General features: G+C 39.6%; 25 protein-coding genes and 1 tRNA gene. 14 read left to right on the top strand and 12 right to left on the bottom strand.

The genetic code is table 11. From position 1 onward, the window contains the following. Nucleotides 1–3 precede the first annotated feature (3 nt). Genes AB3G38_RS04780 through AB3G38_RS04800 form a run of 5 tightly spaced genes read left to right on the top strand, consistent with a single transcriptional unit; the run spans nucleotide 4 to nucleotide 5,148 of the window. Nucleotides 4–963 (top strand): formylglycine-generating enzyme family protein, encoded by a 960-nt coding sequence (locus AB3G38_RS04780; RefSeq protein ID WP_367867357.1) that lies wholly within the window; start codon nucleotides 4–6, stop codon nucleotides 961–963. A gap of 40 nt (nucleotides 964–1,003) precedes the next feature. Continuing rightward, complete coding sequence (locus AB3G38_RS04785) at nucleotides 1,004–2,323, top strand: Gfo/Idh/MocA family protein (RefSeq protein ID WP_367867358.1); 1,320 nt, start codon at nucleotides 1,004–1,006, stop codon at nucleotides 2,321–2,323. A 6-nt stretch (nucleotides 2,324–2,329) separates the two neighbouring features. Next, entirely contained in the window at nucleotides 2,330–3,343 is a 1,014-nt protein-coding gene (locus AB3G38_RS04790; protein ID WP_367867359.1) for an FAD:protein FMN transferase, read from the top strand. Between the two features lie 24 nt (nucleotides 3,344–3,367). After that, nucleotides 3,368–4,294, top strand: coding sequence for a hydroxypyruvate isomerase family protein (locus AB3G38_RS04795; protein ID WP_367867360.1), 927 nt, complete (start codon nucleotides 3,368–3,370; stop codon nucleotides 4,292–4,294). Nucleotides 4,295–4,326: 32 nt separating this feature from the next. Further along, nucleotides 4,327–5,148, top strand: coding sequence for a DUF475 domain-containing protein (locus tag AB3G38_RS04800; RefSeq protein WP_367867361.1), 822 nt, complete (start codon nucleotides 4,327–4,329; stop codon nucleotides 5,146–5,148). On the opposite strand, the gene AB3G38_RS04805 is transcribed toward AB3G38_RS04800, so the two are convergent. Next, nucleotides 5,128–5,430 (bottom strand): hypothetical protein, encoded by a 303-nt coding sequence (locus AB3G38_RS04805; RefSeq protein ID WP_367867362.1) that lies wholly within the window; start codon nucleotides 5,428–5,430, stop codon nucleotides 5,128–5,130. The two genes, AB3G38_RS04800 and AB3G38_RS04805, sit on opposite strands and share 21 nt — an antisense overlap. Nucleotides 5,431–5,497: 67 nt before the next feature. After that, the gene (locus AB3G38_RS04810; RefSeq protein ID WP_367867363.1) at nucleotides 5,498–5,737 is read right to left on the bottom strand and encodes a hypothetical protein; all 240 of its coding nucleotides are present in this window, start codon (nucleotides 5,735–5,737) and stop codon (nucleotides 5,498–5,500) included. Nucleotides 5,738–5,934: 197 nt separating this feature from the next. Here AB3G38_RS04810 and AB3G38_RS04815 point away from each other — a divergent pair, with 197 nt between their 5' ends. Next, complete coding sequence (locus AB3G38_RS04815) at nucleotides 5,935–6,171, top strand: hypothetical protein (protein WP_367867364.1); 237 nt, start codon at nucleotides 5,935–5,937, stop codon at nucleotides 6,169–6,171. Between the two features lie 40 nt (nucleotides 6,172–6,211). Here AB3G38_RS04815 and AB3G38_RS04820 read toward each other — a convergent pair whose 3' ends face one another. From AB3G38_RS04820 to AB3G38_RS04835, 4 genes are read right to left on the bottom strand one after another with little or no spacing between them, the layout of a single operon-like run. Beyond that, complete coding sequence (locus AB3G38_RS04820) at nucleotides 6,212–7,723, bottom strand: S8 family serine peptidase (protein WP_367867365.1); 1,512 nt, start codon at nucleotides 7,721–7,723, stop codon at nucleotides 6,212–6,214. Nucleotides 7,724–7,759: 36 nt separating this feature from the next. Further along, nucleotides 7,760–8,131 carry a hypothetical protein gene (locus AB3G38_RS04825; RefSeq protein ID WP_367867366.1) on the bottom strand — a complete coding sequence of 124 codons (372 nt, stop codon included), beginning with the start codon at nucleotides 8,129–8,131 and terminating at the stop codon, nucleotides 7,760–7,762. Between the two features lie 30 nt (nucleotides 8,132–8,161). Then, nucleotides 8,162–9,238 carry a hypothetical protein gene (locus AB3G38_RS04830; RefSeq protein WP_367867367.1) on the bottom strand — a complete coding sequence of 359 codons (1,077 nt, stop codon included), beginning with the start codon at nucleotides 9,236–9,238 and terminating at the stop codon, nucleotides 8,162–8,164. Between the two features lie 4 nt (nucleotides 9,239–9,242). Then, nucleotides 9,243–9,608 carry a hypothetical protein gene (locus AB3G38_RS04835; RefSeq protein WP_367867368.1) on the bottom strand — a complete coding sequence of 122 codons (366 nt, stop codon included), beginning with the start codon at nucleotides 9,606–9,608 and terminating at the stop codon, nucleotides 9,243–9,245. Nucleotides 9,609–9,870: 262 nt separating this feature from the next. Between AB3G38_RS04835 and AB3G38_RS04840 the strand changes: the two genes are divergently transcribed. Then, complete coding sequence (locus AB3G38_RS04840) at nucleotides 9,871–10,452, top strand: hypothetical protein (protein ID WP_367867369.1); 582 nt, start codon at nucleotides 9,871–9,873, stop codon at nucleotides 10,450–10,452. 74 nt (nucleotides 10,453–10,526) lie between these two features. On the opposite strand, the gene AB3G38_RS04845 is transcribed toward AB3G38_RS04840, so the two are convergent. From AB3G38_RS04845 to AB3G38_RS04860, 4 genes are read right to left on the bottom strand one after another with little or no spacing between them, the layout of a single operon-like run. Next, nucleotides 10,527–11,141, bottom strand: a complete 615-nt coding sequence (locus AB3G38_RS04845) for a class I SAM-dependent methyltransferase (protein WP_367867370.1) — start codon at nucleotides 11,139–11,141, stop codon at nucleotides 10,527–10,529. Between the two features lie 34 nt (nucleotides 11,142–11,175). Then, entirely contained in the window at nucleotides 11,176–12,099 is a 924-nt protein-coding gene (locus AB3G38_RS04850; RefSeq protein ID WP_367867371.1) for a hypothetical protein, read from the bottom strand. 36 nt (nucleotides 12,100–12,135) lie between these two features. Then, the gene (locus AB3G38_RS04855; RefSeq protein WP_367867372.1) at nucleotides 12,136–12,951 is read right to left on the bottom strand and encodes a family 16 glycosylhydrolase; all 816 of its coding nucleotides are present in this window, start codon (nucleotides 12,949–12,951) and stop codon (nucleotides 12,136–12,138) included. A gap of 35 nt (nucleotides 12,952–12,986) precedes the next feature. Further along, nucleotides 12,987–14,837 carry a glycoside hydrolase family 30 beta sandwich domain-containing protein gene (locus AB3G38_RS04860; protein WP_367867373.1) on the bottom strand — a complete coding sequence of 617 codons (1,851 nt, stop codon included), beginning with the start codon at nucleotides 14,835–14,837 and terminating at the stop codon, nucleotides 12,987–12,989. Nucleotides 14,838–15,289: 452 nt separating this feature from the next. On the opposite strand from AB3G38_RS04860, the gene AB3G38_RS04865 reads away from it, so the two are divergent. The 5 genes from AB3G38_RS04865 (at nucleotide 15,290) to AB3G38_RS04885 (ending at nucleotide 23,114) form a co-directional block, all read left to right on the top strand. After that, nucleotides 15,290–17,722 carry an outer membrane beta-barrel protein gene (locus tag AB3G38_RS04865; protein ID WP_367867374.1) on the top strand — a complete coding sequence of 811 codons (2,433 nt, stop codon included), beginning with the start codon at nucleotides 15,290–15,292 and terminating at the stop codon, nucleotides 17,720–17,722. A 126-nt stretch (nucleotides 17,723–17,848) separates the two neighbouring features. Then, nucleotides 17,849–20,410, top strand: a complete 2,562-nt coding sequence (uvrA, locus tag AB3G38_RS04870; protein ID WP_367867375.1) for an excinuclease ABC subunit UvrA — start codon at nucleotides 17,849–17,851, stop codon at nucleotides 20,408–20,410. Then, nucleotides 20,386–20,898, top strand: a complete 513-nt coding sequence (locus tag AB3G38_RS04875) for a hypothetical protein (protein ID WP_367867376.1) — start codon at nucleotides 20,386–20,388, stop codon at nucleotides 20,896–20,898. Before uvrA ends, AB3G38_RS04875 begins: the two co-directional genes overlap by 25 nt. 36 nt (nucleotides 20,899–20,934) lie before the next feature. Continuing rightward, nucleotides 20,935–21,141 carry a YdeI family protein gene (locus tag AB3G38_RS04880; RefSeq protein WP_367867377.1) on the top strand — a complete coding sequence of 69 codons (207 nt, stop codon included), beginning with the start codon at nucleotides 20,935–20,937 and terminating at the stop codon, nucleotides 21,139–21,141. A 98-nt stretch (nucleotides 21,142–21,239) separates the two neighbouring features. Beyond that, a complete protein-coding gene (locus AB3G38_RS04885) occupies nucleotides 21,240–23,114 on the top strand; it encodes a sensor histidine kinase (RefSeq protein WP_367867378.1) in 1,875 nt (624 codons plus the stop codon). 23 nt (nucleotides 23,115–23,137) lie between these two features. On the opposite strand, the gene AB3G38_RS04890 is transcribed toward AB3G38_RS04885, so the two are convergent. Continuing rightward, nucleotides 23,138–23,731, bottom strand: a complete 594-nt coding sequence (locus AB3G38_RS04890) for an LURP-one-related/scramblase family protein (protein ID WP_367867379.1) — start codon at nucleotides 23,729–23,731, stop codon at nucleotides 23,138–23,140. Nucleotides 23,732–23,866: 135 nt separating this feature from the next. On the opposite strand from AB3G38_RS04890, the gene AB3G38_RS04895 reads away from it, so the two are divergent. Further along, entirely contained in the window at nucleotides 23,867–24,235 is a 369-nt protein-coding gene (locus tag AB3G38_RS04895) for a YccF domain-containing protein (RefSeq protein ID WP_367867380.1), read from the top strand. 114 nt (nucleotides 24,236–24,349) lie between these two features. After that, nucleotides 24,350–24,423 (top strand) — tRNA-Arg (locus AB3G38_RS04900). Nucleotides 24,424–24,655: 232 nt separating this feature from the next. On the opposite strand, the gene AB3G38_RS04905 is transcribed toward AB3G38_RS04900, so the two are convergent. After that, nucleotides 24,656–25,348 (bottom strand): helix-turn-helix transcriptional regulator, encoded by a 693-nt coding sequence (locus tag AB3G38_RS04905; RefSeq protein WP_367867381.1) that lies wholly within the window; start codon nucleotides 25,346–25,348, stop codon nucleotides 24,656–24,658. Nucleotides 25,349–25,377: the final 29 nt, after the last annotated feature.

Genomic DNA, 25,377 nt, shown 5'->3' on the forward strand with positions numbered 1-25,377 from the left:
ATTATGCGCATTAAAGTATTATTTACAGTTCCATTACTGCTGAGTGCATTGCTTTCGTCCGGGCAAGAGAAATCTTATACGCAGCAAATTGAAGGCACCAAACTAAGTTTCACTATGCAGGCTATTCCTGCGGGAGAATTCCTGATGGGGAGTAAAAAGGGAAAAACAGACGAGCTGCCTGTACACCGGGTAAAACTGGATGCTTTCTGGATGGCTGCTTTTGAGCTGACCTGGGATTTATATGAGCCTTTTTTGTATAAGGATTACGAAACTTCTCATAGTACCGGACCTGTACCTGCAAATGTAGATGCAGTAACCAGGCCTACCAAGCCTTACCTGGATATGACTTTTGGAATGGGAAAGGAAAACCATCCTGCGCTGGCGATGACACATTACAATGCGATACAGTATTGTAAATGGTTATATGCCAGAACAGGGGTGTTTTATCGCTTACCTACAGAGGCCGAATGGGAATATGCCTGCAGAGCAGGAAGTACTACTGAATATGCTTTCGGGGAAACTGCTGCCGGATTGAGTGACTACGCCTGGTTTAAGGAAAACAGCGGAGGTAAAACGCATGCTGTCGGACAGAAAAAACCGAATCCATGGGGTTTGTTTGATTTATATGGAAATGTAGCTGAATGGACGTATGACCAGTATGCAGCAGATTTTTATGCGGCGCAGCAAAAAGGAGTTGCTGTTAACCCTGTGGCTGCTCCGGCTAAATTATATGCCCATGTGATCCGGGGAGGTTCTTATGAGGATACGTCGTCAGATTTACGTTCAGCAGCAAGACTGGCTTCAGACCCGGTTTGGAAACAGCTTGATCCTCAGATCCCAAAAAGCAACTGGTGGTTTCCTGAAGCTCCATTTATTGGGATGCGCCTGGTAAGACCTGTAAATGCGCCTTCTAAAGCTGAAATCACAGCTTATTATGATCAACCTGTGATTGCCGATTATTAAACACATGGAACAACCCAATAGAACCTAAAAATATTTCACTATGAACAATGAAGAATTGCGTGAGAAACGCCGCGAATTTTTAAAGTCTTCGGCACTGATTGCCGGAGGTGTATTGTTAAATCAATTCGCTTTTGCAGGTGGACATACTTCCACTGATGATACCATTAAGATCGCCTTGATTGGCTGCGGAGATCGTGGAACTGGCGCAGCTTTCCAGGCTTTGAGCACCACTCAGAATATAAAGCTGGTGGCTATGGCCGATGCTTTCCAGGATAGAATGGACAATAGTTATAAAGTCCTTTTTGATAAATTTAAAGACAAGGTTGATGTGCCTAAGGAACGTCGTTTTATAGGTTTTGATGCTTATAAACAAGCTATTGCCCTGGCAGATGTAGTTTTATTGGTGACGCCCCCAGGATTCAGACCTGGTCATTTTGAAGAAGCTGTTAAACAGGGAAAACATGTTTTTATGGAAAAACCTGTAGCGGTTGATGCGCCGGGAATCCGCCGCGTACTGGCAGCTGCAGAGCTTGCAAAACAGAAAAAGCTGAATGTAGTAGTAGGTCTGCAGCGCAGATATCAGGCCAATTACAGAGAAACAATGAAAAGGATACAAGATGGAGCGATAGGTGAGATTTATAGTGGACAGGTATATTGGAATAGCGGCGGGGTTTGGGTTAAAAAACGTGAGCCTCAGCAAACAGAAATGGAATATCAGATGCGTAACTGGTATTATTTCAACTGGCTATGCGGAGACCATATTGTAGAGCAGCATGTACATAATATTGACATCGCAAACTGGGTGAAGGGCGCTTATCCTGTTTCTGTTCAGGGAACCGGCAGCCGCGCCTGGAGAACAGGAAAAGATTATGGTGAAATCTACGATAACCATGCAGTAGAGTTAACTTATGCAGACGGAGCTGTGATTTATAGCCAGTGCCGCCATTTTGAAGGAACTGAAAACCGGGTGGATGAAACTTTCCAGGGCACTAAGGGCCGCACGTATTTATCAGCAGGAAATCATGGGGTATTATGGGACCACAAAGGAAAAGAAATATTCAGCCATCCGGCTAAAGGAAATAAGAATCCTTATCAAACAGAACATGATGAATTATTTGCAGCAATTGCTAAAGGAGAATTTAAGTTCAGCGATGCAGAACGTGGAGCTAAAAGCTGCTTTACTTCAATTATAGGCAGGTATGCCACTTATTCCGGACAGACGATCAAATGGGATGATGCTTTGAAGGCAGATAACAGTCTTTTCCCAGCTGAACTGAGCTGGACGGCCCATCCCCGGTTGATGCCCGATGCGCATGGATTGTATCCAATCCCAACACCCGGAAAAACTAAAGTAATTTAATTATAAATGGTGGTTTTTATCCATAAAACTCTGGTAATCGTTGTATTGCTGTTGTTTTCCTTGTTTGCACAAAAGAAGGAACAACAGCAATATACTTTACGTGGTTATGCACAGGGAACTGATTATTCGATTAAGTATTTTGCTGAATCTCCTTTAGTCAGTGGAGCAGAGGTGGATAGTATTTTGTTAAAGATAGATTCATCCATGTCTTTATATAAGCCTTATTCTTTGATTAGTCAGTTTAACAACACCACCAGATCTTTCCGTATGGATCATCATTTTTTACGCGTGATCAATAAATCATTTGAGATTTATGAGGCTACACAGGGCAGATTTGATATTACTGTAGCTCCGCTGGTTCAGGCGTGGGGTTTTGGGCCAAAACCCATTGCTGCGTTTCCTGATAGCACAAGGATTAAGGAATTGCTGAAAAATGTGGGAATGGATCTGCTCAGCATTCAAGGGAACGAACTCTTTAAAAAGCAGCCGGGTGTGCAGATTGACCTGAATGGAATTGCACAGGGCTATAGTGTAGATGTGGTTGCGGATTACCTGCTGCATAAGGGTATCCGGTGTTTTGTAGTGGAAATAGGCGGGGAGATCAGGATGAAAGGGCCAAAACCTGATGGAACTGCTATGCGGGTAGGTATAGAGGGGCCGGCTTTAAATGAGCAGTCAGAACCTCAGCTCAGGCACGTCATTAGTTTTAACGAAGGTGCAGTGACCACTTCTGGAAACTACCGGAAGTATTTACAGGCTGCTGGAAAAAAGATAGCTCATTTGATTAATCCAAAAACAGGTTATCCGCTGGATAATCGATTGATCAGTGTAACCATTTTTGCAAAAGATGCTTTGACTGCTGATGGGTATGATAATGCAGTGATGGCGATGTCTGTAGAACAGGCCCTTGCCTTTGTAGGTGCAAATAAAAACATGGAGGCCTATATCATCTATCACCGCAAAAATGGTAGCGTTACAGACACACTGACTGCCGGTTTTAAGAAAATGATTGTAAATTAACAGGCTGTATTAATCAATTTTAATATGAACAGAATAGAATTTTTAAGAAATAGTGCAATCGCAACTGGTGCAATGATTGCAGGCTCTTCCGTGAATGCGCTAGCGGGCTCTTCAGAAAAAACACAGGAACTGGCTGGCAAAACATTCAACCTGGATTACGCGCCTCATGAAGGTATGTTTGCGCAGCATGCCGGTAAAAGTTTTCTTGATCAGATTCAATTTATGTACGACCAGGGATTCAGATCAATTGAAGACAATGGCTTTTTAGGCAGACCTGTAGCAGAACAAACAAAAATCGGTGATTTACTCGCTAAACTGGGCATGAGGATGGGCGTATTCGTTGTAGATGGGGGTGATAACTGGAAAATATCGCTGACTACCGGTCAAAAAGAATTCAAAGCTAAATTTGCAGAGACTTGCCACCGTTGCGTGGAAGCTGCCAAACGTTGTAATGCCAAATGGGTAACCGTAGTACCTGGGTTTTATGAGCGTAAACTTCCTTATGGAATTCAGATGGCAAATGTAATAGATGCTATGCGTGCAGGTGCTGAGATTTTTGAGCCACATGGCCTGATCATGGTACTGGAAACTTTAAGTGACACACCAGAACTGTTTCTGCAACAGACACATGAAACTTATAGTCTTTGTAAGGCAGTCAATAGTCCATCTTGCAAAATCCTCTTCGATATTTATCATATGCAGCGAACTGAAGGAAACCTGATAGTCAATATAGATCGCTGCTGGGAAGAAATTGCCTACTTGCAGATTGGTGATAATCCAGGAAGAAAAGAACCGGGAACGGGTGAAATTAATTATAAAAATCTATTCAAACACCTGCACCAAAAAGGGTATAAAGGCGTAATGGGAATGGAGCATGGCAATTCCATCAAAGGCAAGGAAGGGGAGTTACGTGTTATACAGGCTTATAGAGAAGCAGACAGCTTCCTGTAGGAAATGTTCAGGTTTTAAAGTAATTTTGGCCTATGGATTTTTTACACACGATTCTGGGACCGGATATTAAAGCTGGATTACTGATTATTTTAAACCTGATTGTTATAGAAAGCTTACTATCGGTGGATAATGCTGCGGTATTAGCCACCATGGTTATGGACTTACCTAAGGATCAGCGTAAAAGAGCCTTGAAATATGGAATTATCGGTGCTTATGTATTTCGTGGAATTTGTTTATTCCTTGCGGCGTGGTTAGTCAAAATATGGTGGCTAAAACCTTTGGGAGGTCTGTATTTATTATACCTTGCTTTTGATTTTTTCAGAAAGAAAAGCGCAAAAAATAAGCTGCATCATCAGGAAGAACAAATTGATAAATCAAAAAGCTGGTTTTATAAAAACACAGTTGGTTTAGTTGGGACATTCTGGGCAACGGTAGCGCTGGTTGAGGTTATGGATTTAGCCTTTTCTATTGATAACGTTTTTGCGGCTGTCGCTTTCACAGACCATATTTACCTGATTTATATCGGAGTATTTATTGGAATTTTAGCCATGCGCTTTGTGGCTCAGGCATTTGTCAGGTTAATGGAGAAGTTCACTTTTCTGGAAACTGCTGCATTTACTGTAATCGGCGTGCTGGGTATTAAACTGACCTCATCGCTTTTAACACATTTTTTTCCTGAATCACCAGTCACCCATTTAATAGAGAGTGAAAAGACAGATCTTTTTGTATCTATTTTTACCGTAGCTATTTTCGTTTTGCCAATTGCCTCATCTTTGTTATTTAACTTCCCTAAAAAGAGTAAAACACAGGATGAAATTGAAAAAGACGAGCAATCAGCTCTTGATCAGGATTAACAAGGCGACAAACAAGCTTAAATCAAAAGTGAAAGTACATACCCAGATAAAACGTCTGGACAATCCCAGATTACGGTAGTAGTAAAATTCTTTCTTTTTATAGTTACTTAAGTAATAGCCTACTATTCCAAGTGTAATAACTTTGAACCAGATAATCACAGGCTGGAATTCTACACCCATAAACTGGTAAGCTGCGACACCAATTAAAAAGAGAGTTAAAGTGGCGGCCATTAAGCCGAGATAAGAGGCCAGCAAAAGCCTTAAAATTTTCAGAGTTTTCATAATAGAGAGGTATAGATGCTTAAATATATATAATTAAATAACTATCCTGACATTTATGAGCGTAATATTAATGTGATTTCCTGATTTTTTTTCTGGGTGAAGGGACATGGTATTCTGCTTCCGGATAAATATTCCATTCGTCCAGTGCTTGTTGCAGGCTTCCCAGCGTAGATTCTTCCATATTGACCAGGGCGGTTTCAGGCCACAGGCTATTATCCAGTATCTGGACATGGTGGTTCTCCAGAATTGAACATACTTTTTCCAGGTTCGGCGCTTTAATCCCTTGGTATTTTATAATGAAATTCATTTTCGAGGTAACATTTAGATAATTCGAGGTAACATTTTAAATAAATTTAATCAAAATATTGATTAAATCGTATACTCAAATTTTTATGTGGTAATTGGCCGGATACGTATTTTCATCACATGGAAGTATATATACGTATTATACAACCGTGATTTATACCTATTGACGGGGCGTTGGCTAACAGATACTTTAGTATTATGCAAAAATACACCTATATCGCGGACGTTAATGAAACGAAATTGACATTAACGATTAATGATGCAACGGCTGTTGTGCCACTTTACCAGGTGTTTAGCAATGGTAAATTAGTGGGCTGTTTACTGAAAGAAAACATGGAAGATGATTTAGTCTGGAGCGGAACAACGATGCTGACCCAAAAACTGGCCGCAGAGATTGGCGAGTTCATTAAAAGAACTGATGAATTTGTTTATTAAAGAGGGATCACTATTGAATTGAATAATGATCCCTCTTTAATTATTTTGTGGCTGCTGGTGGTTGCAACATACCTTTACCTTCATATAGATTTCCGAATCCCAGCGCTTTGATATTGATAGACAGATATTTTACCATTTCATCTGCCCTGGTTTGATTTCTCGGTAAATTAAGCAGGTCAGGATTGCCCGCGAGTATTCTTGCCGCCATACCTGCTGCTGCGGGGCAGGCCATACTGGTTCCATCCATCACCGCATACAGATCATTCGGATAGGTTGAAATAATTCCAACTCCGGGTGCAGTTAAATCAGTTTCAGCGCCAATATTAGAAAAATCAGCGATGAAATTAGCTTTATCTGTACCATAAGGTTCTTGTACTGATCCGCTTTCAACACTATCGGGAGGAAAAGTATCCAGCCTGCCCATGGCCGAAACTGCAATAGAAAGGCTATCATTAGCCGGAAAGCTTACCGGGCTTCTGTTATCATTCCCATTGGCAGCAAAACAGACAATGCCGGCATTATAAGCTTCCTTGATATAGCTCGTGATCCCTTCATCAACCTGTGATTGTCCAAGACTCATGTTGATCAGATCACATTGGTCTGTTATAGCTTCGTTGATCGCTTTCATGATGTCAAAATTAGAAGCTCCTCTTCCTTTTGGAAAAACACGGTAACTCATAATTTCCACACCAGCCGCTACACCATTCAACTTACCATAGGCACCAATGATACCGCCAACATGTGTACCATGACCTTCTCCATTGTCCTGATAATCTGTTTCTTTTTCACCTCTGACCAGGTTTTTTCCACCTGCAACTTTCAGATCAAGGTGAGGACCAACGCCGGTATCAATAATTCCAACACGGACTTTTTGTGTAAGCTTAGGTAACTTATCGGTATCATAAAAATATCTTAAGCTGTCTTTAAAATCAAGCTGAATGGGTTCAAGCTGAATGTCGAGGGTGGAAGTCAATTGCACATCTTTCTTAAAATAACCCCAATAGCTATGGTCTGCATAAATATAAATTCGCTCGGCAACACTCTTATCGAGATTTAAAGAGGTTGTTCCCTGTGCATTAGTCACACCGGAGGCTCCTTTACTTGCTTCGAAATCGGTAAACAGCACTACTGTAACATTTGAAATCCCCTTGCCTTTGGGATCTTTAATGGTAACAGTTACTGCTGTCTTTATTTCGACCTGTTCGATCTGGATCAGTATTTTTTTCGGCGAACAAACCGTAGGGTCATAAAATTTCTCCTCAATAATCCTTAGTCCAGGATAGGAGAAGCGGAAATTAGCCAGCTCATCCGCATTGATCTGGATAAGTTTCGCACCTTGTTGTTCAATAGAATCCAATACCACAACAGGAATGTCATCACTTGATTTTTGGTGCATATTTCTGCTGGCCAGACTAACTGTAGAAGAATGATCAACAGAATTACTAAGCATGGTCAGGAACCTGGCTACATTAGGGCTGTCTTGTTGGGTAATATTGGTACGGAAGACGGGAAGCAGGATGTAGTTTTTCGAAGCAAAATTGTTCTTTTTCATAGGGACAAGATTTAAAATTAGGTGAGGGAGTAATATTTACCACCAGGTGGTATTGAAGCGTCTTTTCTTTGGAATAGGTTGTCTGAAACCGGCCGTAACAGCGGCAGGAGGATCAGCCTTTGAACCCAATACCTGGTTAGTACCTGTTGCAGTAGCATAAATCAGAAAACCATTTAGCAAAGCAATAAAATATCTGGAAATCTCATTTCCTGCAGACTGTGTTAACAGAGCCGCCGCAAAAGAGATCAGAATAGAAACCAGCAGGGCAAGCCACTTCGGGTTAAAATCAAAAACTTTCTGGATAGTACTGCAAATAATATAAACGGCACCAGTAGCACCTGCTAAAGTACTTAGACTGGCTGTGGTGAAAAAGTCTCCTGGAATACCTGTGGAATGTAGTTCTTGCATAAATAAAGGTTTAGATAAAAAATCAGGTTTCTATTTGGCGAAATCTCTGGACATAATTGAGCTGAATGAATATTTAGCGACAATGCCAAAAGAAAGCCGCTCATGAAACTGGTCTGTACTGTGCAGGCTGTTAAAAACATCATTTGACTGCAAGTAAAGGCCTCCTGCAAATTTGCCTTCACTTTTGTAAAAATTAATTGCTGTACCAGCCTGGAAGACCTTATTAATTTCTTTTTCCTGCAAAGGCAGAATGATCCGGGTATACAATGTATTCCATACCAGGCGGTAATCGCTGCTGACACGACCATAGTAAAGCGCATCAGTTTTGATATTTACCCGGTTATAGGTCATGTAACCTCCTTGATAAGCATTGAATTTGGATTCAGTGGAGAGCTCTGAGTTATTCACTGTAGTGATGTTTTTCAGCGTATAACTCGTCAGCGCTAAAGAATCAAGGTTATTATAATGTTCATAGCCCAATGCAATACCAAATACCCAGCGTGGGGCATATTCATAATTTAAGCCCAGATCTATAAAGCCACCCCGGAAGTTAACTTTTTTAAATCGTTTGGACAGGGAAGGGGCATCCTCTGGTTTATATAACCTGAAATTATCTGCATTAAGGCCTGCATTGATATAAGTTGTTAAAGATTGGGTATTCCTGGTTCTCCGGTTGACCTGGATTTGCTGATTCAATAGCTTAATGGCATTGATTGCTGTCTCATTTTTATCAGGATTTGCATCCTCAATCTCTTTAATCCTTTTTAACAATTCGAGCACCGTAGTCTGATAACTCTTCCTTAAACCAATGAAAATACCAAGTTTAGACTGTGGGGTTAGCTGGCCACCATTAAAAAGATCGGCTATTCCTTCTCTGTTATTTCCACTGGCAGAAAGGCCCCAAACGATTTGTGAAGGTTTTTCTATAGCGAGTTTCCTGAAATTATTCCATGAAGCAGCTAAAGCGGCCTCATTCAAATTAAATGAAACATTTGAATTTTTAGTGATGATAGAAGATTCTCCTTTTGCATCTTCAGCAATAATTTGTGCGTTAGCCCCGCTACACAGGACTATACCTAACAGTAACAGCAGATAAAACGTTTTCATAGCGTTATTTAGTAAGTTGGTTATAATCCAGATTGCCTCTTGCATCTGTATAAACTTGGATGGTATTTGCGGCCAGTGGTACACCATCTACCTGAATGTCTAAAGTCCAGAAATCACCAGACAGGCCACCGGCATATAAGGTCACCTGTAAGCCACCTTCTTCCAGCAGACATAAATACTTTTGAGAACCTTTGGTAGAGAAATGATCAGGGTTGCTATCCTGGTCGTGCGCAAGATCTATATGGGTATAGCCAATACTGAAACCATTTTCAAGAAAAGTTACGTTGGAAGACTTTTTCAGACTGTAAGTTACAGCAACAATTTTCCCAGATTTGCCCTTGGCAGTATGAGAAAGCTCGAAAAATTTCATAGAGTAAGTGATTAGTAGTCAGTATCAATATAGTGAATAATAAATATTAATTACACTAATTAGAAATAAATTTCTCCACTAATTTAATAGGTTATGCACCTTTTTGACGGATCGAAAAACATTCACATTAAACTGTCCGGCAGCTTAATAAACAATTGTTTAAAAAATCAAGAAAATTAAAACATTTCCCTAATCATTGGGTTTTTAGGGTATTCAGGCAAGAATAGCCTGATAAATTTTAACAGTTTAAAACAAATATCTTATGAAAAAATTTACTTTATGCCTGCTAACTGCAATCTTAGGAGTTGGCTTATCTGCAAATGCACAAATCCAGAAAGGTAACGTAATGGTTGGTGGTAATCTGGCTAACTTAGGCCTGGATCTGAACGGTTCTAAAAATTTCAGTTTAGATATTACACCAAAGGCAGCCTGGTTTATTCAGGATAATGTGGCCTTGGGTGGTTACGTGAATTTAGGATTAAGAACCGTTAAAGATGGCCCGACTACAACAAACTATGGTTTTGGTGGTTTAGGCCGTTATTATGCAGGTTCAGACACTGAAGTACTTAAACATGGTCGTTTCTTTGGAGAAGCTACTGTTGGTTTTGGTGGTACGAATACAAGTAACGGTGGTTCCAATACAAATGGTTTAGCCTTTAGTTTCGGTCCTGGTTTTGCCTATTTCATTACACCTAACATTGGTTTAGAAACCTTGTTAAAATACAATGCAACAGCAGGATTTGGAAACACTGGTTACCAAAACAACCTTGGTTTGTCTTTTGGCTTCCAGATTTATCTGCCAGGTCAGCGTTCAATCAACAAAGTTAAAGGTGATGTAAAATAGTTTAAACCCTATGCTGAAAAGCCCTGTTGTGAAATCAACGGGGCTTTTTGTTTATAATGCAACGAGGCTTTTGTTTATAATTTTTGCAGACACCAGGTGGTCATACAGCGCATGTTCTGAACATTTGTAGTTTTGATGGGTTCATACAGATACCCACTGAGCTCTTTGGTATAATCCAGTAAAGTTTGTTCATTCACTAAAAAGCGTTCTGTTCCATCTGGCAACAAATACCGGCCGTTGCCTAAAGGACTGATCAGCTCTTCTATTCCGATATCAGAAGCCAGCCTGGCAAAAAAGAAACCGCCTGGCTTAATAACTTTCCACATCGCCAGCAGCATCTCTTTAAAATGCATTTCATTTTTGGCAAAATGCAGCACAGCACTGCAAATCAATAAATCAAAATATTCTTCGCCAAAAGGCATATCCTCTGCACTGGAAACTCTGAAATTAATTAATGGATGAGTGGGTGCCAAACTTTCGGCTAAGGTTTTAACCGTATTGATAGCGGCAGGATTAGGGTCTATTCCGTATACTTCAAAGCCGTTATTGAAAAAGTATACCAGGTTACGTCCACCGCCACAGCCCACATCTAATACTTTTTGGCAATGGTTATAATGGCCTTTTAATAACTGATCAAAAAGATAAATATCAATGTTACCGTAAAGATGCTGCAGAGAAGATGAAGTCATTGCTGTATATTATTTTATTGAAATATACACCAATTTACAGATTTAAACCAATACCCGCAGCTAAACCAGCTCCTTGCCTTGTAGCACTGTTAAATTGAGATTGAACTTCTTTACCATCTGCCAGGAACAGTTCATCAGTACCTTTACCTGTATTGGAGTAGCTGTAATTACCTCTGGCAAAAACAGATAAAACAGAGGTGAAGTGAAAGTTTATTTGCAAAAGAACAGCTGTTCCATAACCGTTAGCAGTATGCCGGAAACTTACCGGATGTGCGAATGCATCAATCAGGTTCCAATCGGCTGTTGCGTTATATTTAAGTTGTTTATAATTCACCATGCTATGCAGTGAAAGCTGATTGCTGAACCGGAAATCGGCTTCTGCACCAATCAGCGGGCCTGTCCAGTTAGCCTGGTAAGTACTGTTTAAATTTTTGATGGCAGGGTCTGTTTCTTCGTTGAAGTCTTTGAGGTGTAAATGCTGTGCGCTTTTCAGATAACCTGCAAATGGACTGAGCTTAAGAAAAGAGTTAATTTTAAATTCATAACCGCCAGCCGCCATATAAGTATAGGTAAGGCCTTCGTTGCTATTTAAACCAGCCTGGTAACTGGGATCAGTTCTATTGTCTGAAGCATAGTCTGTATCAGAGACTTTACCGCTTTTAATAAAATTACGTTGATAGCTTGCTTTCAAAAAGACAGGAGACCAGATATTCAAACGAATATCCAGTCCCATACCCGGGCCTTTTATATTTTTCCATTTTACCTCTGATAATACATTGGGATTTTGCCCCATACTATTGCCAGCGATCGACCAGTTAAAATCTGCTGTCTGATAAGCGCCATAAAAATGGAGTGTTACCTTGTTTTTTTTATCATTGCCTTTTGAATAGACGCCCTTTGATTGCGGCCTGGCAGAAAACGAAATAGCAAACAGGAAAAAAAACAAGCAGAATTTCATAACATTTCCAGATAAGCGGAGGGCCCTTTTCAAAAATTATGAACCTACAATTTTGTAAACCTTCACGTAATCTACATACATTTTTGCAGGTAATCTGCTCTCATCAATAGTTTGTCCCGGAAGATTACCCCCAACGGCCATATTTAACAGTAAGAAGAACGGACGGTGAAACTCATCAGTACCATTAATACTGTTGGCAATATTGGCTTCATGAAATTGTATATCATCTACATACCATTTAATTGCAGTTGGCGTCCAGTCTACGCGGTAAACATGATAATTCTGAGGACTGGTATTGGTGTTACCACCATAATAAGCATAAGCCTGATCGAACCAGTGAATAGTACCTAATACTTGTGAATTCGTATTTACATTTTCCATGATGTCGATTTCGCCGCATTTTGGCCATCCTACGCTACCAATATTTGCCCCAAGCATCCAGAATGCAGGCCATTGTCCTTGTCCCTGAGGCAATTTGATTCTAGCTTCAAACCTGCCATAAGTGTATTCTTTTTTACCTCTCGTAATCATTCTTGCAGAAGTATAGGGTGCTCCGCCTACACTCTGTTTCTTCGCAGTGATGATCAGGTTTCCATCAGCGACAGTCGCATTGTCTGGTTGATAATATTGCTTTTCATTGTTTCCCCAGCCGCCAGCGCCGGTTTCAAAACTCCAGTTTGCCTGATTTACAGAATTTCCATTAAAATCGTCAGACCATAAGAGCTGATAACTTACTGCCCGGGGGTCAGTATTAGTGGAAGAATCCGCTGAAGATGTATTCACATCCTTTTTACAAGAGCTCAAAAGTTGTGCGCCCGCAAGCAGGCACAGCATTAAATTAATTGTTTTCATAGGTGATAGGATTAGATTTGGTTATTAAGATTTGATTAATTCAAGCTAAAAGCTTCCCATCCTGAGATAGCTGGCCTGGTGCAGGTCATTTCATTTACACCATTTTCTGAAGAAAGATATAAGCCATTATTGCCACGGAAAGAAATTTTACCATCAGCATTAACTACCCAGTCGAATTTTTCCCATTCACTGATGGTCGCTCTGCTGCAAGTCACTGATGCGGCACCATTTTCGGAAGAAACATATTTATTCATAGACATCAGGGCAATTTTACCACCACCTGCGTCTACAACGGTGAATTTTTCCCAGTCTCCAGGAGTAGCTCTGTTACACCACATGGATTTAACTCCGTTTTCGCCACTCACAAACTGGTTGTTGAAACCTCTTAAACTGACTACCTGTCCGATAGGCGCTGTACCTGGGTTTCCGGTAGTAGAACCAGACCATTTGAAGGTAGCTACTGCACCTGCAGGAAGGGTATAAGTGAAAGATTGTGCTCCCCATTTAACTTTAAAGGTATTGCTTGATGACCCGCTGTTAGAGGCGATCAGCACTTTAGTACCATCGGTGTTTTTAAAGGTTACATTCTGGATGCTGCCAGCGATGCTGGAGGCAATCCTTACTGCTCCAGGTCTTACAAATTTAGAAGCGTGTGCAATAATATAATAGGATACATTTCTGGTAACATTGCTTCCGTTAACTGTTAAAGCACCTTCACAATTACTGCATCCGCCTTGCGTGTGCGGGCCATAATTTTGGTCAGCAGCAAGATTCCATTCCAATACATTACGGCTCCAGTTTCTTGTAGCACCTATAATCAGCGTATTCACATGCCATTGGAGATCACCGGCGAAATTGCCTGGCCCGCCAACCCATTGCTCTGTGAAATAAATGTTTTTATCAGGATAAGCGTTATGTACATCAGTCAAGGCACCGATATTTCCACTATATAAGTGAAAAGCTGAACCGTCAACGTAAGCATTTGCTGCAGCGTCATTCAGTACAGCCAGCGGGTAATCAGTACGATCGGTATTGTGATCATAAGCAATAATTTTGGTCTTAATCTGGTTTGCACTGAATTGTGGCCCAAGATTGTTTTTGATAAAATTAGCCTGGTCAGTAGCTTGCATCACCATACTTGGATTGTTATATGGGTTTAAAGGTTCATTTTGCGGGGTTATTGCATCAATAGTGATTCCCTGATCGCGCATCGCTTTAATGTATTTTACCAGATATCTTGCATACGCATCATAATATTCTGGTTTTAAACTGCCATTCACATAAGCTCCGTTTGTTTTCATCCAGATTGGGGCAGTCCATGGAGAACCCAGGATTTTAATATTCGGATTGATAGCCAGAATACTTTTTAATACAGGAACCAGATCTGTCATTTCACGGCTGATACTAAAATTATTCAGGTTATTATCTGTCTGGCCAGCTGGAAGATCATTATAAGTAAATGGCTGAGCACTTAAATCAGAGGCCCCGATAGAAATTCGTAAATAACTGATACCAATGCCGGATCCGGTTGTGGCGAATAATTCCTGAAGCAGGGTGTTTTTTTGTCCTGCGCCAAGTCCGTTAATTAAAGAGGCACTTGCTCCGGTTAAGGTATAGCCAAAACCATCAATTCCCTGGTAGGAAGTCGCTTCGTCCACGTTAATGGTTGATAGATTAGTTCCTGCATCTGGCGCGAAGGTTACATTGGCTTGTGTTTGCAATAACTTGCTTTTGTCGGACGTCGTTATCCATACACTTACAGCTTCATTAGCACGTACAATTGTTGGCTCCGCCGCTGCTCCAGCGGATGAGAGATCCTTTTTACAGGAAAATAAGACGGCAAAGCACAGGAGTGCACAGCCTGATAAAGACATGTTTTTGTTCATAGGGCAGATTGATAATATTTGGTTTTTGGTTTAGGGAACGGCCGTAATGTGACTCAAATGAGAGAGAAAAGGGGATAACCCAGATAAAATATAGTTACAATATAATGCATTATTTAATAACATTTTGCTAATTAATTTAATATTTCATGAAAAATGTTTATAAACTGTATTTATTGTTAAATAGAATTTCTTTCCTTTTATGGAAACAAGATTTTAAACATGAATCGTAATAGCGTTAATTTTACACTATGAAAAACAATTAAACCTTTTAGTAAAAATATATTAGCTATTAAACCATTATTTATTTAACATAAAAAGCTTATTATGTTTAAATATTTAATCAGAAATTCTCTTACAGAATAAAATTTGCTTAGAAACAAGTTTATTACACAAGCTTTGCAACAATTGAAATTCACCTGTGTCTTATCATCAAATTACCAACCTAAAACCAAATGACCAGGAACTACGCAACCTTATTCTTTTTATGCTGCCTCTCTATTTTTTTTACTTTACCTGCTGCCGCACAATCTCCAACAGGCACAATTAAAGGTTCGGTCATTGATTCTGCCACAAACAAACCGATCGATTTTATGACTATTGCGCTTAAAAGGGATAATACTGTGATTAAAACGATGGTCGTTAATGCCTCCGGAAACTTTAGTTTTGAGAAGATCGCTCCGGGAAAATATATGGTAACTGCAATGGCCATGGGTTATAACGCCAAAAACGTTTCAGTAACGCTTACAAACGGAGCTGCTGATTTAGGAAGCATCCTGATGGTTTCCCAATCCAATAATTTAAAGGAAGTTTCAGTTACTGCTGACCGTCCTTTGATTAAACAGGAAATTGACCGGATTAGTTATGATATACAGGCAGATCCTGAAAGCAAAGGGCTTACGGTGCTGGATATGATGCGTAAAGTTCCCTTACTGTCATTAGATGCAGATGATAATATCAAATTAAAAGGAAGCGGAAATTATAAGATACTGATTAATGGTAAGCCTTCTACGATGGTAGCCAGAAGTCCGAAGGATGTATTACGCAGTATGCCGGCTTCTTCTATTCTTAGAATAGAGGTGATTACTACGCCACCTGCTAAATATGATAGTGAAGGCTTATCTGGTATTATCAATATCATTACTTCAAAGAAAATTGATAACGGCTATAACGGGAGTTTAAATTTACGTTATCAGGGGCCGGTTGGCGGGCCTGGAATGGGAAGTTTCGTTACTATTAAACAAGGTAAATTCGGAATGACAGCTTATGGAGGAACTGGTTTTTACAGTTCTCCAACAACAGCATCTTCTACAATTAGAACAACCACCGGAGATTTACCGACTACCTTAGTCAGTAATGGCACACGCAGATTTGATAACAATTTCCGTTATGGTGGTGTGGAGTTAAGTTATGAAATTGACACCTTAAATTTAGTCACGATGGAATTGAATCCTTACGGAGGCTATAATAAATCTTATACCGGTCAGTTATTCAGTTTAAAGGATGGTCATAACAGTATTGGTTACCATCAGCTGGGTACAAACAGATTCGGATGGAATGGTTTTGATGCGACACTGAATTACCAGCTAGGTTTCAAAGGCCATAAAGATCGTCTGCTGACTTTTTCTTATAAAAACGGTAATTGGGGAAATCCATTGGAAAATCACCTGACTTTCCTGGACAGAGCTAATTTCACAGATCCGGACTTCAATCAGAAAAACAATAGCCGCACCAAAGAACAAACGTTGCAACTGGACTATATACATCCTTTGAAAAATATTACTGTTGAGGGTGGGGTGAAAGGGATATTGAGAACAAACCAAAGTAATTTTGAGTACGAAAGCCTGAATAGTACAACCGGAGAATTTGAGACCGACCCTGCACGTACGAATAAATTCAACAATGACCAGGATGTTATTGGCGCTTACAATTCTTATGCTTATAAGCTGAAAGACTGGGGCTTTAAAGCCGGAATACGTGCTGAAGGGACTTTTGTAAAGGCAGACTTTATTAGTGCCGGATCTAATGTGAATACGAATTATTTTAATCTGATTCCTACTTTATCGGTTAACCGTAAATTTAAAGACATGAGCAGTTTGAATTTTGGTTATACGCAAAGAATAGAAAGACCAGGTATTGATAATTTAAATCCCTTTGTAGATCGCTCTAATCCTAATTTCTGGGCTACGGGTAATCCTGACCTGAAAGCTGTGCTGAGTAATAATTTTGAATTGACTTACAGTAAGTTTAAAAAAGGATCAATAAACGCAGGATTAAGTTACCGGTTTGCTAATAACACGATTCAGAATGTTGCAGTCTACAATGAGGAAGATAAAATTACCAGATCTGCATTTTTTAATATAGGTAAAGATAAAGCATTGAGCACTAACCTGAATATTAACTACCCGATTACTCCAAAATGGAATGTTGCTATGAATGGAAATATTGGTTATATCTGGATTCAGGGTACTATCGGTGGCCAGCTGACTAAAAATGATGGATTAACAGGACGTGCTTATCTAAATACAGGTTACAAATTTGAGCATGGATGGAAAGCAAATGCGAGCGCGACCTTTGAAGCACCAGAGATCCAGTTACAGGGACAGACCAGTGCTTTCTTCTTCTCGTCTTTTAGCGGAAGTAAAGAAATTATCAAAGATAAGCTTACGCTTTCTGCGGGTGTAAACAATGTCTTTTCAAAATTCAGATACTATACCAACGCTACCCAGGGAGCCAATTTTACGCAAAACTATCGTTCACAAAATTATAACCGGTCTTTTAATGTGAGTTTGAACTGGCGTTTCGGAAAATTAAAGGATGCTATTAAAAAAAATCAGCGTGGCATTGATAACAGTGATGTGAAGAAAAGCAGTACTGCGGGAAGTTAATTGCTATAAATTTAAATCAATTCGCTGACCTGGCTGTTGTTCTGTAAAAGACAATCTATAAATTGCCAATGCTCAATAATGGTTCATTGTGGACTGATCAGCGGCAGGATTGTACGGAATAATCGAATGACAAACAAGAAAGAACAAAAATTTACAGGCTTCGTCAAAATACGCGGAGCACGCGAACATAATCTCAAAAATATAGACCTGGAAATTCCCCGTGATGCATTAGTTGTATTCACGGGTGTTTCTGGTTCCGGCAAGTCTTCATTAGCTTTCGGCACCTTATATGCGGAGGCGCAACGCCGTTATCTGGAATCGGTATCACCTTATGCCAGAAGGCTCTTTAACCAGATGGCTATTCCCGAAGTTGATGAGATAGAAGGTTTACCTCCGGCTATTGCTTTACAACAGCAGCGCGGATCGGGGACTACCCGTTCTTCTGTGGGTAGTGTAACTACTTTATCTAATTTACTGAGAATGCTGTATTCCAGAGCCGGAGATTATCCCAAAGGACAAGCTATTATCTATGCCGAAGCATTTTCACCCAATACTCCCGAAGGGGCTTGTCCGGAATGCCATGGTTTAGGCAGAGTTTATGAAGTCACTGAGCAGTCTATGGTTCCTGATGATTCTCTGACGATTCGCGAACGTGCTATTGCAGCGTGGCCTGCGGCATGGTTAGGTCAGAATTTCAGAGATATCCTGACCACATTAGGTTATGATGTAGATGTACCCTGGCGAGATCTTCCGAAAAAAGAAAGAGATTGGATTCTTTTTACGGAAGAAAAACCGGTAGTACCTGTTTATGCCGGATTTAATCCGGCACAGGTTAAAGACGCACTCAAGAACAAACTGGAACCCAGTTATATGGGAACATTTACTGGTGCTAAAAAATATGTACTTCATACTTTTGCCAATACGCAGAGCCAGCTGATGAAAAAAAGGGTGTCAAAGTATATGCTGAGTGGCGAGTGCCCGTTGTGTCATGGCAAACGTTTACGCCAGGAATCTCTCTCTGTGAAATTCGCTGGTCTGGATATTGCGGCGATGTCCAGAGTTACACTTTCTCGCTTAAATGAGATTTTCAGTCCTTATGTGGAAGAAAAAACCACACGTTTAACTAAAGCGGAAAAGGAGCACCCTGAAAAAGGAATGGTTACGCAGCGGATTGCTCAGGATTTAGTGGCGCGTATTGGCGTTATGCTGGACCTGGGCCTTGGATATCTGAATCTGGAAAGAAGTACGCCTACACTTTCACCAGGAGAACTACAGCGTTTAAGATTAGCGACACAGGTACGTTCCAATCTTTTTGGCGTTGTTTACGTATTAGATGAACCCTCAGCAGGATTACATCCGGCAGATACTGAAGCGTTGCTTCGGGCCCTGGATAGATTAAAGGATTCAGGAAACTCACTTTTTGTTGTAGAACATGAAGTTGATGTGATCCGGCATGCAGACTGGATTGTAGATGTGGGGCCTTTTGCGGGTGAAAAAGGAGGGCATGTTTTGTATAGCGGGCCGCCTGAAGGACTTCGTCAGGTTGAAAATTCTCAGACCAGGGATTACATTTTCGGCGCGCAGCATAGCAGTCCTGAAACAACGAGAACACCTAAAGCATGGCTTCGCTTAGAAAACATTACCCGTAACAATCTGAACAACTTAGCTGTTTCTTTTCCGCTGGGTGTATTTACAAGTGTAACAGGAATTTCAGGTTCTGGAAAAAGCAGTTTAGTAAGCCAGGCATTAGTTGAACTGGTAGCTGGTGAACTGGGTCAGGAAGCGGAACTTGTTTCAGAAGAAGAGACAGAGAACTTAGAGACTACAAAAGTACTCACAAAGGATGGAAAAATAACAGAGGGGATGGAGGCGATTAAACGTCTTGTCCGTGTAGATCAAAAGCCGATAGGCAGAACACCAAGATCAAACCTGGCTACTTATACCGGATTGTTTGATCAGGTCAGAAAGCTTTTTGCAGCAACCGAAATGGCAAAAAGCCGCCGTTATGATGCAGGGCGGTTTTCTTTTAATGTAGTGAAAGGCCGCTGCCCGCATTGTGAGGGTGAAGGGTTTGTGATGGTTGAGTTGTTGTTTTTACCCAGCGTATATACACCTTGTCCAACTTGTAAGGGTACCAGATATAATCCCAAAACACTTGAAATAAAGTATAAAGAAAAGAACATTGCCGATGTATTGGGAATGACTGTAGATGCTGCCTGTGAGTTTTTTAGTGCAGAGCCGCAGGTATTCCGCGCATTAGATGTAGTAAGGCAGGTTGGTTTGGGTTATTTGAGATTGGGACAGCCGGCAACGGAACTTTCTGGTGGTGAGGCACAACGGATTAAACTCGCTACCGAACTTCAGCGGGTTCAGCATGGCAATACACTCTATATCCTGGATGAGCCGACCACAGGGCTGCATCCGTCAGATGTAGAGAAATTAATGGTGCAGCTGAATAAGCTTGTGGAACAAGGAAACACAGTGATAGTAGTAGAGCATGATATGCATGTGATTGCAGCAAGTGATTGGGTAATTGATATTGGCCCTGAAGCGGGTGAAAAAGGAGGGATGGTGGTCGCTTGCGGCCCTCCGGCACTAGTCGCGAAATCCAAAAATAGCCGTACTGCGCCTTATCTGAATAAATTTTATAATCCTGAACATACATGGAAAAGCCTGATGCCACTATAAGAATGAGATTACCACTTCCAATGGGTAAAGCACTGTTTGCAGGTGTATTGTTATTTATCGGATTTGTAGCTACCTTGATTGTATCTTTTGAATATCAAAATCAGCTGGAAGAGTTCATCGGAATAAAGCTTGTTCAGATATCAATTGTTACAATAATGATAGTAATGGCTATTCCATGGGTAATTATTGCCTGGATACTGATCAGGAGATTTGCACATTACGGACTTTTAAGCTTATACAATGATTATTTAACGATTACGAGTATAGAAAACAGAAAACTAATTAAAAAATACCCTGCAAATGCAATTGCTTTTATAAAAATACAGCAATGGTCGTATCATTTTACTTTTAAAGGTGATTATAGTTTTAACAGCATAAACATGTCTGTAGATAAAAATTGTGAAAATCAACTCCAGGAATTCAATCCTGTTTTTCACGCTTTTATCCAGCGAAATCAAATACCTATACAAGAAGGATTGGTACTTTAATTTTAAGAATGAACCGAATTAATAAAACAATATAAAATGGAAACTAACCATGTGATACCAGCAGATTTGCAAAAACTGTTTGATCAGAAAGAAATAGCTTATAAAAACTTTCAGTCATTTTCAGCTTCTTCTAAAAGGATTATCCTGGAATGGATCCTTAAAGCAAAAAAAACTGAAACAAGGGAAAAAAGAATAGTTCATACTGTTGAACTTGCTGAAAGAAATATAAAAGCTAATCATTAACAACTGAACTGATAAACCCCTGATTTTAAACATGGCCGGATATTTGATTCCTCTATCAACGAATGGGTTTTTTAACCGAGCTACTCATTGTCTATCCTATGTTTAAATTTCCTGTTCTCTTATTTATCCTCAGTATTTCTTTAGTTAATTATAATAGTGTATTTTCCCAGACTCACGAAATTGACAGGCTAGAATCAAGCATCCCGTTAATTAAAGACAGTATAAAATATGTAGATGTGCTGAACCGGATCGCGATTTTATCTCATATGAACTATCGTGATTCCTGTAAGTTTTACGCACAAAAAGCCAAAGCAATAGCTATAAGGCTCAATTACAATAAGGGAATTGCTGATGCTTTAAATTGCGAGGCTATCTCCAACGTTTCGGTGAATAATTATCTCTCTGCAAAATATTTTAATGATGCACTCCGGATTTACAAATCAATCAATGATCAGGGAAATGTCTGCCATGTACTCATGAATATTGGTGTGCTGATGTCTGTAGACAAGGATGACAAGGCAGCTTTACGCTATATTTACCTGGCTTATGAAAAGAGTAAATCCCTGAAGAATGATTCTATCCGCGCGCTGATTATCAGCAATGTCATATCTATAGATCAGAATCTGAGTCAGAAAAAATCAATAAAGTTATTTAAAGAGGGGCTGGCTATTGCCCAAAAATATAAGGATGAAAGATTACTTTTATTTTACGAACAGGTACGCGCATTACAAATTTACAATGCTGGAGAAAAACAAAAAGGAATTGCAATACAAACCAGAATACTGCATAAAGCAGATAGTTTAGGTCTTCAATATACAAAAGTAGAGTCTTATATTGGCTTAGGTGATACTTTTCTTGACTCTGAAAATACACAAGCAGGTCTTGATTATTACAAAAAGGGATTAGATACTTCCAGAAAGTACGGCTACCCTGAATTTTATTTACTACTATCAGAGCGGTTGTATAATTTTTACAAATCACATAACCAGATGGATAGCGCTTACTTTTATATGTCGCTATTACTTGCTAAACGCGATATGATCAACAAAGCGACCAATAAGTCTGGCTATAATTATATGAATTTTGCCTTGAATGAGAATGAAAATAAAGAACTCAGACTGAAGGAGAATTCAAATCTTAAAGTAATAGCTTTGCTTGGTTGTTTGTTTGCTGTAAGTATGGCTATGTTATTTGTTATTTATCGCTCCTTAAGAATCAAAAGGCAATATGGAGATGTTCAGCGCGAATTACATGAAGTCGCAATAAAACAAAATAAGGAACTACAGCAAACGAATCATTTTAACACGATGCTGATCTCTGTGATTGCGCACGATATCAGACAACCTTTCAGTACCATTGTAATGCTTTCCAGCGTGTTTAATATGGATGTAGATTTGTTAACTGAAGAGGAAAAATTGGAGATCATGGCAGAACTGAGTGAAACTTCACAAAAAAGCCTCTCTTTCATGGACGGATTACTGGAATGGATTAAATCTCAGAAAAGCGGCTTTAAATACCAGCCTTCAAAACTTATCCTTAACGAACTGATTCCCGAAGCAAATTCCTTCTTTAAAATAGCTCAGGCCAAAAAGAACATTAAACTGGTTCTGGATATCCCTGCACAAACTGAATTCCATGCGCATCGGCATATGCTGCTTTTTATTATCCGGAATATGCTGAACAATGCAACTAAATATTCACCAGCAGACGGAATTATTCATATTTCTTCTTATTTAAAAGACCAGCATACTGTAATTGCGATCAAGGATCAGGGAGCGGGAATGAATCAGGATAAAGTAGACCAGCTTTTTAAGTCAAATGCAAGTGACTGGGAAAACACAGACGATCAGGGGGCTGGCCTTGCTCTAAGTATCTCTTATGAAATGGCACTGATGATGGGTGTAAAAATATGGGCCACTAGTAAAATAGGGACTGGCACTACATTTTATCTGTCCAGGAGCTTAAAAGATTGAGCATAAATTCATCATTATTGAGCTTATTTTTGATTTTTTAATACCATATCAATAGTAATCGCTGCTGACAAAATAGCTACTTTATGTTTGCTTTGCGTATAATCAGGATTGATATGCACGTTGTATTTATCGGCATGTGTGAAAATCTCCCGCATTGCGCCAGCCCATTTTTTACTGATTGTACCGATTTCAGTATCGTTGGTGTCCTTGATCTGAAATGCCCATGCTTTCCAATCCCCTTTAATCTCAGCGATTAACTGACCTGAAGTATCTAAAATCCTGAATGTTGGCTTAAATAATTTATATTTCTGCTGAATAGACGCCAGTTCATTTCCATCAGGATCACTAACGCTAATTTTTGACATCAAAAATGTCCAGCCTCTGGAAATAGTAGCCTGCAATTCATCATCATTGTTTACAATTTCCAGTTTAAATGGTAAAACAGGTTTACCGATTAAAAGTATCAGCAATTTTTGCCCAAATGAAACGGTTTGTTTGACTGCACCAATATTTTCGCCAGTTTCATTGAATATATTATAAACATTCCCGAACTTAAAAAAATGTATCTCTTCATCAATAAAATAATCATGACCGTTAAAGAAATCTGTCTTACTCATAAATTTGCATTAATAATGATTGGCTAATTTGTATCAAATAATTGGAAATTTACAATAAATTATAATAATTATCATGCGAATTGTAACTAATTAAGGAATTAGCCATCTTAATTATAAATTATAAAAAAACACAATATGAACTTTTTAGGCAATATATTATGGATTATTTTTGGTGGAATATTTATTTTCTTTGAATATATAATAGGAGGGTTGCTTCTTTGTCTTACCGTCATAGGAATCCCGTTCGGACTTCAATGTTTTAAATTTGCCATAGTCGGACTGGCACCGTTTGGAGTTAAGATTACGGACACTTCATCAAATACAGGCTGCCTGTCAACGGTGATGAATATTATCTGGTTTTTTTGCGGTGGTGTGTGGATTGCACTTACACACTTATTTTTTGGCATACTCTTATGTATCACTATTGTAGGTATCCCATTCGGAAGACAACATTTCAAGTTGATGAACCTGGCATTTTCACCATTCGGAAAATCTATCAGTTAGCGCAAAATTATTCTGCCTGATTGCAAAGTAGTTAGGATTTTTCTCCTGAAAAAATCCATTTCATATTTGCGGCTTCTGATTTTTTCTACTATCCTTGCGACCCTTAACAGGAATGCATCCATAGCTCAGCTGGATAGAGCAACGGTTTTCTAAACCGTAGGTCATAGGTTCGAATCCTATTGGGTGTACGTATCGGATTGATGTCAGGTATTCGAAAGGGTTGCTCCAAAAACAGCAACCCTTTCTCTTTGATTAGAACAAAGCAAAAATAAGGGGCTTGTTGCAAACCTGTTCCATCCAGAGCTGAAGGAGTTGGCAATTGGTACAGCAGATGAATAGGAGCAAAATCCTGATCGCGTAAACATACTATTTGATGCAAAACCTGACCCCCCTGAGCCTTATGTCAGGGGTGCAAAATAATTAATAATATTTATCAAAATATTCTTGCAGGGTCATTTTATGGGGGCTAAATTTTTCGCCGGATACTTCCAGCCTTTTAATTCTATCTAGCCGGAAGTATCGAAAATCGTTACGCAACCGGCACCAGGCAACTAATAACCAATTCTCTGTGGTACTCAGTAAAGCAAAAGGCTCTATCAATCTTTCACTATTCTGATTAGCTTCATTGAGATATCCGATTTTCACCACCAAATAATTAGTAAGTGCAAATTGCAAATCAGAAAGATTATTACTGTTCTTTTCACTGTTAATATTTTGACTAAATCGGGTACGTTCTGCAAGCAGGTTGGCTTTGTCTTTTACCTGATGTCCCAATACCGCTTTAATCTTTTCAATAGCTTCAGTATAATCTTTAACAAACGAGGCGTCTTTGTTCTTTAATACTAATTGTTCGGCAAGAATTAATGCGTTAGCCTGTTTTTCGGTAAACATGACCGGCGGGATTCTATAGCCTTCCATCAAAGTGTAACCTTTGCCGTCTTGTGTTAAAACCGGTACACCTGATTGCTCCAATGTCCTGATATCCCTGTAAATAGTCCTGATACTTACAGCGAACTTGTCAGCAAGTTCTGGTGCGGTCATTATTCTTTTTGTTTGAAGCTGAGTCAAAATTGCAGCCAGTCGGGAAAGGCGATTAGTATCGTTGTTATTCATTATTTAATGAGCGTCAGAATTACCAACAT

Source organism: Pedobacter sp. WC2423, assembly GCF_040822065.1.
Taxonomy (GTDB): Bacteria; Bacteroidota; Bacteroidia; order Sphingobacteriales; family Sphingobacteriaceae; genus Pedobacter.